The 11,408-nt window shown below is 69.6% G+C and carries 10 protein-coding genes; 9 read left to right on the top strand and 1 reads right to left on the bottom strand.

The annotated features are described in order from the left end of the window. Positions 1-6 precede the first annotated feature (6 nt). The 3 genes from F6J84_RS01245 (at position 7) to F6J84_RS01255 (ending at position 3,862) form a co-directional block, all read left to right on the top strand. Entirely contained in the window at positions 7-2,529 is a 2,523-nt protein-coding gene (locus F6J84_RS01245; RefSeq protein ID WP_150974622.1) for an ATP-dependent Clp protease ATP-binding subunit, read from the top strand. 99 nt (positions 2,530-2,628) lie between these two features. Then, the gene (locus F6J84_RS01250; RefSeq protein WP_150970739.1) at positions 2,629-3,132 is read left to right on the top strand and encodes an amino-acid N-acetyltransferase; all 504 of its coding nucleotides are present in this window, start codon (positions 2,629-2,631) and stop codon (positions 3,130-3,132) included. Positions 3,133-3,193: 61 nt separating this feature from the next. Then, positions 3,194-3,862: a hypothetical protein gene (locus F6J84_RS01255; RefSeq protein ID WP_191905715.1), complete on the top strand. Its 669-nt coding sequence runs from the start codon at positions 3,194-3,196 to the stop codon at positions 3,860-3,862. Positions 3,863-3,874: 12 nt separating this feature from the next. Here the strand turns inward: F6J84_RS01255 and F6J84_RS01260 are convergent, their stop codons facing one another. Further along, the gene (locus F6J84_RS01260; RefSeq protein ID WP_150970741.1) at positions 3,875-5,416 is read right to left on the bottom strand and encodes an amino acid permease; all 1,542 of its coding nucleotides are present in this window, start codon (positions 5,414-5,416) and stop codon (positions 3,875-3,877) included. Between the two features lie 196 nt (positions 5,417-5,612). Here F6J84_RS01260 and F6J84_RS01265 point away from each other — a divergent pair, with 196 nt between their 5' ends. The 6 genes from F6J84_RS01265 (at position 5,613) to F6J84_RS01290 (ending at position 11,401) form a co-directional block, all read left to right on the top strand. Continuing rightward, the gene (locus F6J84_RS01265; RefSeq protein WP_150974624.1) at positions 5,613-6,968 is read left to right on the top strand and encodes a glutamine synthetase family protein; all 1,356 of its coding nucleotides are present in this window, start codon (positions 5,613-5,615) and stop codon (positions 6,966-6,968) included. Between the two features lie 4 nt (positions 6,969-6,972). Beyond that, entirely contained in the window at positions 6,973-7,731 is a 759-nt protein-coding gene (locus F6J84_RS01270) for a gamma-glutamyl-gamma-aminobutyrate hydrolase family protein (RefSeq protein ID WP_150970743.1), read from the top strand. Then, positions 7,728-9,086 carry an aldehyde dehydrogenase family protein gene (locus F6J84_RS01275; protein ID WP_150970745.1) on the top strand — a complete coding sequence of 453 codons (1,359 nt, stop codon included), beginning with the start codon at positions 7,728-7,730 and terminating at the stop codon, positions 9,084-9,086. The genes F6J84_RS01270 and F6J84_RS01275 overlap by 4 nt, the downstream gene beginning before the upstream one ends. A 37-nt stretch (positions 9,087-9,123) precedes the next feature. Further along, positions 9,124-9,897: a 3-oxoacyl-ACP reductase gene (locus F6J84_RS01280; protein ID WP_150970747.1), complete on the top strand. Its 774-nt coding sequence runs from the start codon at positions 9,124-9,126 to the stop codon at positions 9,895-9,897. A 323-nt stretch (positions 9,898-10,220) separates the two neighbouring features. Beyond that, on the top strand, positions 10,221-10,940 hold the full coding sequence (locus F6J84_RS01285) for a FadR/GntR family transcriptional regulator (protein ID WP_150970749.1): 720 nt from the start codon (positions 10,221-10,223) through the stop codon (positions 10,938-10,940). A gap of 50 nt (positions 10,941-10,990) precedes the next feature. Continuing rightward, positions 10,991-11,401: a dehydrogenase gene (locus tag F6J84_RS01290; protein WP_150970751.1), complete on the top strand. Its 411-nt coding sequence runs from the start codon at positions 10,991-10,993 to the stop codon at positions 11,399-11,401. The last annotated feature ends 7 nt before the right edge of the window (positions 11,402-11,408 follow it).

The following is an 11,408-nucleotide window of genomic DNA, read 5'->3' on the forward strand; positions in this document are numbered from 1 at the left end:
TGGACGATGTTCGAGAGATTCACGGACCGAGCCCGTCGTGTTGTTGTCCTCGCCCAAGAAGAGGCGAAGATGCTCAACCACAACTACATCGGTACCGAGCACATCCTGCTCGGTCTCATCCACGAGGGCGAGGGTGTCGCTGCCAAAGCACTCGAGTCGTTGGGCATCTCGCTCGACGCCGTGCGCGAGCAGGTCCAGGACATCATCGGCCAGGGGCAGCAGCAGCCCACCGGCCACATCCCCTTCACGCCTCGTGCGAAGAAGGTGCTCGAGCTGTCCCTGCGTGAGGCACTGCAGCTCGGTCACAACTACATCGGCACCGAGCACATCCTGCTCGGCCTCATCCGTGAGGGCGAAGGTGTCGCGGCGCAGGTGCTGGTCAAGCTCGGCGCAGACCTGAACAAGGTCCGCCAGCAGGTCATCCAGCTCCTGTCCGGCTACCAGGGCAAGGAGCCCGCCGCTGTCAGTGGCGCCGCCAACGAGTCCACTCAGGCCGCCCAGGGAGGCTCGGCCGTGCTCGACCAGTTCGGTCGCAACCTGACGCAGGCGGCGCGGGACAACAAGCTCGACCCGGTGATCGGACGCGAGAAGGAGATCGAGCGCGTCATGCAGATCCTGTCGCGCCGCTCCAAGAACAACCCGGTACTGATCGGTGAGCCCGGCGTCGGCAAGACCGCCGTCGTGGAGGGCCTCGCCCAGGCCATCGTCAAGGGCGACGTGCCCGAGACGCTCAAGGACAAGCAGGTCTACTCGCTCGACCTCGGCTCGCTCATCGCCGGTTCCCGCTACCGCGGCGACTTCGAGGAGCGCCTGAAGAAGGTCACCAAGGAGATCCGCACCCGCGGCGACATCATCGTCTTCATCGACGAGATCCACACGCTCGTGGGCGCCGGTGCTGCCGAGGGCGCGATCGACGCCGCCTCCATCCTGAAGCCGCTGCTCGCCCGCGGCGAGCTGCAGACGATCGGTGCGACGACGCTCGACGAGTACCGCAAGCACTTCGAGAAGGATGCTGCGCTCGAGCGCCGGTTCCAGCCGATCCAGGTGGCCGAGCCGAGCCTGCCCCACGCGATCAACATCCTGAAGGGGCTGCGCGACCGGTACGAGGCGCACCACAAGGTGCAGATCACGGATGGCGCGATCGTCGCCGCCGCGAACCTCGCCGACCGCTACATCTCGGACCGCTTCCTGCCCGACAAGGCGATCGACCTGATCGACGAGGCCGGTGCCCGCCTGCGCCTGTCGATCCTGTCCAGCCCGCCCGAGCTCCGCGAGTTCGACGAGAAGATCGCCAAGGTGCGCGAGCAGAAGGAGATCGCCTCCGAGGAGCAGGACTTCGAGAAGGCCGCATCGCTGCGCGACGAGGAGAAGTCCCTGCTCGCCGAGCGCCTGCGCCTCGAGAAGCAGTGGAAGAGCGGCGACGTCGCCACGACCGCGGTCGTGGACGAGGGCCTGATCGCCGAGGTGCTCGCGCAGGCCACCGGCATCCCCGTGTTCAAGCTGACCGAGGAGGAGACCAGCCGTCTCGTCTTCATGGAGAAGGCCCTGCACCAGCGGGTCATCGGCCAGGAGGAGGCCATCGCTGCGCTGTCGCGCACGATCCGCCGCCAGCGCGCCGGTCTCAAGGACCCGAAGCGTCCCTCGGGCTCGTTCATCTTCGCCGGCCCCACCGGTGTGGGAAAGACGGAGCTCGCCAAGGCCCTCGCCGAGTTCCTGTTCGACGACGAAGGCGCGCTGATCTCGCTCGACATGTCGGAGTTCGGTGAGAAGCACACCGTCTCCCGCCTGTTCGGTGCCCCTCCCGGGTTCGTCGGGTTCGAGGAGGGCGGCCAGCTCACCGAGAAGGTGCGCCGCAAGCCGTTCTCCGTGGTGCTGTTCGACGAGATCGAGAAGGCCCACCCGGACATCTTCAACTCGCTCCTGCAGATCCTCGAAGAGGGTCGTCTGACCGACGGTCAGGGCCGTGTCGTCGACTTCAAGAACACCGTCATCATCATGACGACGAACCTCGGCTCGCAGGCCATCGCCGGCGGACCGGTCGGGTTCCAGGTCGAGGGCAACGCGCAGACGACGTACGAGCGGATGAAGGGCAAGGTCGACGAGGAGCTGAAGCGTCACTTCAAGCCCGAGTTCCTCAACCGCGTCGACGACGTCATCGTCTTCCCGCAGCTGAACAAGGACGAACTGCGCGAGATCGTGGGCCTGTTCACGAAGCGCCTGGCCGAGCGCCTGCTCGACCGTGACCTCACCATCGAGGTGTCGCAGGCGGCCAGGGACAAGCTCATCGAGATCGGGTTCGACCCGACCCTTGGTGCCCGCCCGCTGCGTCGTGCGATGCAGCGAGAGGTCGAGGACCAGCTGAGCGAGGAGATCCTGCACGGTCGCCTCAACGCCGGCGACCACGTGAAGGTCGACGTCCAGGACGGCAAGTTCGTGTTCGAGACCGCGCCCCGCGGCGAGAAGGTCGCCGTGGGCGTCGCCTCCGCCGGGGAGATCACCGCGACCCCGGACATCGTCGCCGGAGCCTGACACCGACGCACGAAGGGGCGGATGCTGCGGCATCCGCCCCTTCGTCGTCCCCGGGGCGCGCTCAGCGGACGCCCGGGGCACCCGGCGTAGGGTGGGAGCGTGAGTGAGTTCACCGTCCGTCCCGCACGGACCGCAGACGTCCGCGGCATCCACCGGATGCTGGATCCGTACGTGCAGCGACGGATCCTCCTGGGCAAGGACCTCGTCGTGCTCTATGAGGCCGTGCAGCAGTTCCAGGTCGCCGAGGACGAGAACGGCGAGCTCGTCGGATGCGGCGCCCTGCACGTCATGTGGGACGATCTCGGTGAGATCCGCACGCTCATCGTCGCCGACGACTGGTTGCACCGCGGTGTCGGTCGCGGGATCGTCGAGGCCCTCGAGGAGAGCGCCCGACAGCTGGGTCTGAAGCAACTCTTCTGCCTCACCTTCGAGGTGGACTTCTTCACCCGGCGGGGCTTCGTGCCGATCGGGGAGCACGTCGTCGACCCGGACGTCTATTCGCAGCTCGTCCGCAGCCCGGACGAGGGGATCGCCGAGTTCCTCGATCTCGCGCACGTGAAGCCCAACACGCTCGGCAACACGCGGATGCTGAAGACGCTCTGACGCGGCCCGCCGCGGGCGCGCCGCATCCGTGGGTCCCCGCCCGGGCGCTTAGCCTGGAAGGGTGAGCACTCCCGCCCGTCGTCGACACTCCCCGGCCGTCTATCGGCGCCGTCGGCTGGCGCTGCTGATCCTGCTGATCGGCGTCGCCGCACTCGTCTGGCTGCTGATCGCCCAACCCTGGCGGGGGGACACCGCATCCGCTCCGGCCTCCTCCCCGACGGTGACGCTCGCGACGACGACGCCCTCGGCCGCGCCGAGCTCGACCTCCGACGGTGCCACCGCGGACGTGCCGGACGCCCCCGCGGAGGGGGCGGACGGGGTGGCCGAGTGTGCACGGGGCGACGTGAGCGTGGAGGCGCTGACCGACCAGGCGAGTTACGCCGCCGACCAGAATCCTCAGCTCTCCATCCGGCTGACGAACACGTCCGACACGGACTGCGCCATGAACGTCGGCACGAGCGGTCAGTCGTTCACGATCACGAGCGGCAACGACACGTGGTGGCGTTCGACCGACTGCCAGACGGAGCCGAGCGACATGGTCGTGACGATCGCCGCCGGTCAGAGCGTGATGAGCGCTGCCCCTGTGACGTGGGACCGCACGCGGTCCTCGGTGGACTCGTGTCAGGACCCCAACCGAGCGACCGCGCCCGGCGGAGGTGCGTCCTATCACCTGGCGGTCGCCATCGGCGGCATCCCGTCGACCTCGACCGCCCAGTTCATCCTGGGCTGAGGCGCGCCCGCATCAGGGCTTCTGGTCGAAGACCTCCTTCGCCATGGTGTCGTAGCCCTCGGACTGCGGGTCCCGGTGCTGACCGCCGGAGAGCGCGTACTCCTCCTCCGGGGAGAGCAGCAGCCGGTGCCGGAAGAACAGGGCGAACCCGAGCAGGATGATCGCGTAGACCACCACGATCGCGATGATGGCGGGGAGGAACGTGGGGTTCAGCAGGAAGCCCACGAAGATGAGCGCGGCGATGACGGCCGCGACCACCGCTCCCGGGACGCCCCAGGGGCTGCGGTAGGGCCGCACGACATCCGGGAATTTCCGACGCAGGATGAGGAACGACACCAGCTGCAGGAAGTACGCCAGCACGGCGCCCCACACGGCGATGTTCAGGACGATCGCCCCGGCGACAGCCCCGATGCTCTCGTTGAGCTGGGAGAGCGTGTCCAGCACGACGAGCGCGACGAAACCGATCACGGCACCGATGACGAGCGCCACCCACGGCGTCTGCTGCTTGCCCGTCAGGGAGAGCCAGCGCGGGTAGTAGCCCGCCCGCGAGAGCGAGTACATGTTGCGTCCGTAGGCGAACATGATGCCCTGCAGCGAGGCCAGCAGCCCCACCAGGGCGAACAGCGCCAGTACCGCGGCGAGGCCGTCGCCGACGATCGCCCGGAAGCCGTCGAGGAGCGGTTCCCCGGCGACGCCGGTGGCCTCCGCGCCCAGGACCCCGGTGTTCAGGAACAGCACCAGCAGTCCGGTGACGATGAGCGTGCCGCGTGCCCAGAAGCCGGCGCGCGGGATATCGCGGACGGGATCATGGGATTCCTCGGCGGCCAGCGGCAGCTCCTCGATGCCCAGGAAGAACCACATGGCGAACGGCAGGGCGAACAGGATCGGGAGCACACCATGCGGGAGGAACGCCGTCTGACCCGGATCGGGGGCGATGTCCCACAGATTCGCCCAGGAGAACGCCCCGGAGAAGATCGCCATGGCCGAGAAGACGAGGATGATGCCGATGGAGATGATCGAGACCACGATCGCGAAGGTGAAGGAGATGTTCGCCCCGGCGGCGTTCAGCGCGATGAACGCCGCGTACAGGATGACCCACCACACCCACGCCGGCATCGAGAAGTCCAGCAGCTCGCTCGTGATGGCGTCGGCGTAGGAGGCGGAGAAGTACACGATCACGGCGGTCGTGGCGACGTATTCGATGGTCTCCGCCGCGCCCGTGATCAGACCTCCCCAGGGGCCCATCGCGGTCCGGGCGAACGAGTACGCGCCTCCGGTGTGCGGCATCGCGGCCGCCATCTCCCCGATCGAGAAGATCATGCCGTAGTACATGACGACGAGGATGACGAAGGCGATCGTCATGCCGCCGAAGCCGGCGAAGTCGATCCCGAAGTTCCAGCCGGAGAAGTCCCCGGAGATGACCGCCGCGACGGCGAGCGCCCACAGCCCCCACACCCCGGCGGACCGCTTCAGCGTGCGCCTCTCGAAGTAGCCGTCGCCGGCGCGCGTGTAGGTCGCCCCCGCGACCCTATGTGACTCACTGCTCTGAGACATCCATCCTCCGTGCGGGTTCGGGTGCTGCCGTGACCGCCGCACCGGGATGTGCGCCGTGGGCAAGATTGTGTTCCCTATTGGCACGCCATGTCTACCTTTAACGCCCGTCAGGTCGTTAGGGTGAGGGAATTCATGGCGCCCCCCGGTGCCGCAAAGGTCGGTTCGCCCGGACATCCGGGCTGACGGGAGGACGATGATGCCGGGAAACCTCAGCGTGGCCGACCTCGACGCGGCGATCGCCGCGGGCGAGATCGACACGATCGTCGTGGCCTTCCCCGACGCGCAGGGACGGCTGGTCGGCAAGCGCGTGTCCGGACGGATGTGGCGGGACGTGGTGCTGTCCCACGGTGCCGAGGCATGCAACTATCTGCTTTCGGTGGACGTCGATCTCAACACGGTCGAGGGATACGCCATGTCCAGCTGGGAGACCGGCTACGGCGACATGCTGCTCGTCCCCGACACCTCGACGCTGCGCCGCATCCCGTGGCAGGAGGGCGCCGCCCTCGTCATCAGCGACCTCCGCTGGGCGGATGGTGCCGCCGTCGTCCCCTCGCCGCGCAGCGTGCTCAACAGCCAGCGGGAGCGTCTCGCCGAGCGGGGACTCGTCGCGTTCGCCGGCACCGAGCTGGAGTTCCTCGTGTTCGACGAGACGTACCGGGATGCCTGGCGCAAGGGGTATCGCGGCCTCGCCACCACGAGCGACTACAACGTGGACTACAACCTGCTCGCCACGACCCGGATCGAGCCGCTCCTGCGGGACATCCGCAACGGGATGGAAGCCGCCGGCCTCTACTGCGAGGGCGTCAAGGGCGAGTGCAACCTCGGACAGAACGAGATCTCCTTCCGCTTCGACGAGGCGCTGGCCACCGCCGACGACCACACGATCTACAAGAACGGGGCCAAGGAGATCGCGGACCGGCACGGCAAGGCGCTCACCTTCATGGCGAAGTTCGACGAGCGCGAGGGCAACAGCTGCCACATCCACCTGTCGGTGCGGTCGGCCTCCGGGGAGCCCGTCATGTCGGGGGAGGGTGCGCACGGATTCAGCCCTCTGATGGAGCACTGGATCGCCGGGGTCCTCGCGACCCTGCGCGAGTTCACCCTGCTCTACGCCCCGACCATCAACTCGTACAAGCGGTTCGCCAAGGGATCGTTCGCGCCGACGGGGGTGGCCTGGGGGGTGGACAACCGCACCTGCGCGCTGAGGGTCGTCGGGCACGGGTCGGGACTCCGGGTGGAGAACAGGGTGCCCGGGGGAGACGTGAACCCGTATCTGGCCATCTCGGCGATCATCGCCGGCGGCCTCCACGGGCTCGAGCACGAGTTGCCGCTGCCGGAACCGCTCGGGGGCAACGCCTACACCTCCGGCGTCGACACCCTGCCGACGAGCTTGCGTGAGGCGGCCACGCTCTTCGAGGAGTCCGGCATCGCCCGTGCCGCGTTCGGCGACGACGTCGTGGAGCACTATCTGAACCAGGCCCGCGTCGAGGTGGAGGCCTTCGAGGCGGCCGTGACGGACTGGGAGCGCGTGCGTGGCTTCGAACGACTCTGACGGGATGCCGGTCGTGGCACTCACCACGTACCTCGAGCGTGCGACCCAGGGGGTCTGGGACGTGCCGGCGGCCTTCCTGCCCCGCCCGTACGTCGAGGCGGTCACCGCATCCGGGGCGGCCGCGGTGCTCCTTCCTCCGCAGGCCGATCCCGAGCCGGCCGCGGCCGCCGTGCTCGAAGGCCTCGACGGGCTCATCCTCACCGGCGGCGTCGACGTGCAGCCCGAGCTCTACGGAGCCGCCCGGCATCCGCTCACAGACCCCGCCCGCCCCGACCGTGACGCCTGGGAGCTCGCGCTCCTGCGCGGCGCGCGGGAGCGCGGCATCCCCGTCTTCGGCATCTGCCGCGGGCTGCAGGTGATCAACGTCGCCTTCGGCGGAAGCCTGCACCAGCATCTTCCGGAAGCGCTCGGCACCGAGCAGTACCGCCTCGGCGGCGGGGTCTTCGCCGAGAACACGGTGCGGATCACGGACGGGACCCGGTTGGCCGGCCTCCTCGGGGCGGGCGAGTACGTCGTGCACAGCTACCACCACCAGGGCGTCGACCGGGTGGGCACGGGGCTGGCTGTCACGGCCCGGACGGACGACGGCCTGGTCCAGGGCCTCGAGCTCCCCGGCGACGAGTACCTCGTCGCGGTGCAGTGGCACCCCGAGGAGAACGCCGCAGACCGGCGGCTGTTCCTCGGGCTCGTCGCGGCCGCATCCGCCTTCCGCGCCCGACGTACCGCATCCGCCCCCGTCCCGGCCGGAGGAACCGACGCATGAGCACCATCACCCTGATCGACCCCGCCACGGGGCAACCGTTCCATGAGCTCCCTCGGGCGACGGAGGCCGACGTGGACGCCGCCGTCGCGAGGGCCGTCGTCGCGCAACGTGACTGGGCAGCGCTCCCGCCGGGCGCCCGCGCGGATGCCCTGCGTGCGTTCGCCCGGGTGATCGAGGAGCACATCGAGGAACTGGCGCGGTCGGAGGTGCGCAATTCGGGGCATCCGATCGGCTCCGCGCGGTGGGAGGCGGGACACGTCGCGCAGGTGCTGAACTACTACGCGGGCGCGCCGGAGCGGCTGATGGGCAGGCAGATCCCGGTCGACGGCGGGATCGACGTGACCTTCCACGAGCCCTACGGCGTGGTCGGGGTGATCGTGCCCTGGAACTTCCCGATGACGATCGCCGCATGGGGTTTCGCGCCGGCGCTCGCCGCAGGCAACGCCGTGGTGCTCAAGCCCGCCGAACTCACCCCGCTCACGGCGGTGCGCATCGGGGAGCTCGCCCTCGAGGCGGGCCTGCCGGAAGGGCTGCTGCAGGTCCTGCCCGGACCGGGTTCGGTCGTCGGCGAGCGGTTCGTGTCCCATCCCGATGTGCGCAAGGTCGTCTTCACCGGATCCACGGAGGTCGGGGTCGCGGTCGCCGCGGGGTGCGCACGGATGCTGAAGCCGGTGACCCTCGAACTCGGCGGGAAGAGCGCCAACATTGTCTTCGCCGACGCGGACCTGGAGCGGGCCGCCGCGTCGGCGCCGGGCGCCGTGTTCGACAACGCCGGCCAGGACTGCTGCGCGCGCAGCCGCATCCTGGTCGAGCGCTCCGCGTACGACAGGTTCCTGGAACTGCTGGAACCGGCCGTCGCAGCCTGGCGCGTGGGGGATCCCTCCGCAGAAGGGACCGACATGGGTCCGCTGATCTCGGCCGCCCATCGGGACGGCGTCGCCTCCTTCCTCGACGGGGCGGACATCGCATTCCGTGGCTCCGCTCCGGGCGGGGACGGCTTCTGGTTCGCCCCGGCGGTGGTGCGCGCCGCATCCGGGGACCGTGTCGCGCGCGAGGAGATCTTCGGCCCCGTCGTCGCCGTGCTGCCGTTCGACGACGAAGCGGACGCCATCCGTCTGGCCAACGACACGGTCTATGGGCTCGCCGGCTCGATCTGGACCGAGAACCTCGGCCGCGGCGTCCGGGTGTCGCGGGCCGTGAAGAGCGGCGTGCTCTCGGTCAACTCGCACGCCTCGGTGCGGTACTGGGCGCCGTTCGGCGGCATGAAGGCATCCGGCCTCGGGCGGGAACTCGGTCCGGACGCCGCGGAACACTTCACCGAGACCAAGAACGTGTTCTACGCGACGGAGGCGTGACGGTGCGCCGTCCGTCCCGGCCAGTGAGGGGGAATCCATGGATCTGACGCAGCGTCTGCAGAACCGCGTCGCGGTCGTCACCGGGGGCGGCAGCGGGATCGGGCTGGCCACGGCGCGCCGCTTCGCCGCGGAGGGAGCCCGGGTGGTCGTCGCCGACCTCGATCGCGGGGCCGGTGAACGGGCCGCGGCGGAGGTCGGCGGCAGCTACCGGACGGTGGACGTCGCAGACCAGCAGTCGGTCGATGAGCTGTTCGACGGGGTGGCCGCGGAACTGGGCGGGATCGACATCGCATTCAACAACGCGGGTATCTCCCCCGCGGACGACGACTCGATCGAGACGACGGAGCTTCCGGCGTGGGACCGCGTGCAGGACGTGAACCTGAAGAGCGTGTACCTGTGCTCTCGGGCAGCGCTCCGGCACATGGTGCCAGCCGGGCGCGGGTCGATCATCAACACGGCGTCGTTCGTCGCTCTGCTCGGGTCGGCGACGTCGCAGATCTCCTACACCGCATCCAAGGGCGGCGTCCTGGCGATGACACGCGAGCTGGGGGTGCAGTTCGCCCGGCGGGGTATCCGCGTGAACGCCCTGTGCCCCGGGCCGGTGAACACCCCGCTGCTGCAGGAGCTGTTCGCGAAGGACCCCGAGCGTGCCGAGCGCCGGCTGGTGCACGTGCCGATGGGCCGTTTCGCGGAACCGGAGGAGATGGCGGCGGCCGTCGCCTTCCTCGCCTCCGACGACGCGAGCTTCATCACGGCGACGGCCTTCGTCGTCGACGGGGGGATCACGAACGCCTACGTGACGCCCCTGTGACCCGCTGATCCCCGGGGCGGTGGGCGCGGCATCCGCAGGTCGGCGCTGCTCGGTCCGGGTGTGAGGGCCCGCACAACTCCTGCAGAACCGGGGTCCAGCCGTGCCGGCGGCGTGCGGGGTGGCCGGACTGCAGGAGTTGTGCCGCGGGCGGCTCTGCCGTGCCGCGGGTACCGGCTCCGCCGTGCCGCGGGTACCGGCTCCGCCGCGGGCGGGGGCAGCGGGCCCGGCGGCGGGCACAACTCCTGCAGAACGGGGCTGGTGGTGGCTGTCGGAGGGCGGGCAGGGCGGAACGCAGGAGTTGTGCCTCGTGAGAAGCTCGGAGCATGAGTGTGGAACCGGGCTGGGACGAGGCGCACCGTGCGGTGTACCGTCCCGTACGCCGTTCCAACGCCCTCGAGGACACGGTCTCGCGCCTCGTGCAGACGATCCGGATCGGGGTCGTCGCCCCCGGGGAGGCGCTGCCGCCGGAGAGAGGGCTCGCCGAGATGTACGGCGTCAGCCGGGACACCGTCCGTGAGGCCATCCGGGAGCTCTCCGACACGGGCTTCCTCGTGCGGCGGCGCGGGAGATACGGCGGCACGTTCGTCGCCGACCCGCTGCCCCGTCCCACCGACCCCGCAGAGATCGACCCCGCGGAGATCGACGACGTCCTCGGGATGCGCCGGGTGCTCGAACCGGGAGCGGCGCGGGCGGCGGCGTTGCGCACGATGACCGCGGAGGAACGGGACTCCCTCTGGCAGCGGTACACGGCGACGAGTTCCGCATCGCTGCAGGACTACCGCCGGCTGGACTCGTTGCTCCACCTCGCCATCGCCGAGGCCGCCGGAATCCCCTCGATCGTGCCGCTGATCGCCGACAGCCGGGCCCGGGTCAACGCCTGGCTCGATGCATTCCCGCTGCTTCCCCGCACGATCGAGCATTCCGAGGAGCAGCACGAGCGGATCATCACCGCGATCCTGGCGGGACGTCCGGATGCCGCCGACGCCGCCATGCGCGACCATCTCGCCGCGTCGGAGGCGCTGATGCGCGGGTTCCTCTCCTGAGCACGGGCGCACAGCAAGGGCGATCGCCCGACCGGCGATACGCTGGGACGATGGCCGGTAAGAAGGGGAAGAAGCGCGCAGCGCCCGATGTCGACTTCACCAACACGGCGCTGATCGACGCCCTGCAGACGCAGGACATGGCCGCGATCGCGTTCGCCCTCCGGCACGGCCCGACCGTGGTGCCACTCATGCGTCCCGGGACGCGTGACAACCCGCTGGATCAGGGCGAGGTGTGGACCTATCGCGATCCGGAGACCGGGCAGGTGGCCCTGCTGCTGTTCAGCGACGCGACGCACAAGCCGGAGAGCCTCCCGCCAGCCGTGGGGCTGCAGTCCCCGGAATGGCTGAAGACCTTCCTCACCGCGCACAGCGACGAGATCACGACGGTCTTCCTCGACATCGCCGGACCCCACCCCCTGCAGGCGACGCCCGCCGACATCCTGGCCGCCCTCGAAGTCTGAGCCCGAC

Origin of the sequence: Microbacterium caowuchunii, from assembly GCF_008727755.1 — a bacterium.
Classification (GTDB): domain Bacteria; phylum Actinomycetota; class Actinomycetes; order Actinomycetales; family Microbacteriaceae; genus Microbacterium; species Microbacterium caowuchunii.

Excerpts from the sequence above, each read along its gene's own strand:
- F6J84_RS01285 (WP_150970749.1), top strand. The coding sequence starts at position 10,221 with ATGAGTGTGGAACCGGGCTGGGACGAGGCGCACCGTGCGGTGTACCGT.
- F6J84_RS01265 (WP_150974624.1), top strand. The coding sequence starts at position 5,613 with ATGCCGGGAAACCTCAGCGTGGCCGACCTCGACGCGGCGATCGCCGCG.
- F6J84_RS01280 (WP_150970747.1), top strand. The coding sequence starts at position 9,124 with ATGGATCTGACGCAGCGTCTGCAGAACCGCGTCGCGGTCGTCACCGGG.
- F6J84_RS01275 (WP_150970745.1), top strand. The coding sequence starts at position 7,728 with ATGAGCACCATCACCCTGATCGACCCCGCCACGGGGCAACCGTTCCAT.
- F6J84_RS01260 (WP_150970741.1), bottom strand. The coding sequence starts at position 5,416 with ATGTCTCAGAGCAGTGAGTCACATAGGGTCGCGGGGGCGACCTACACG.
- F6J84_RS01245 (WP_150974622.1), top strand. The coding sequence starts at position 7 with ATGTTCGAGAGATTCACGGACCGAGCCCGTCGTGTTGTTGTCCTCGCC.
- F6J84_RS01290 (WP_150970751.1), top strand. The coding sequence starts at position 10,991 with ATGGCCGGTAAGAAGGGGAAGAAGCGCGCAGCGCCCGATGTCGACTTC.
- F6J84_RS01270 (WP_150970743.1), top strand. The coding sequence starts at position 6,973 with ATGCCGGTCGTGGCACTCACCACGTACCTCGAGCGTGCGACCCAGGGG.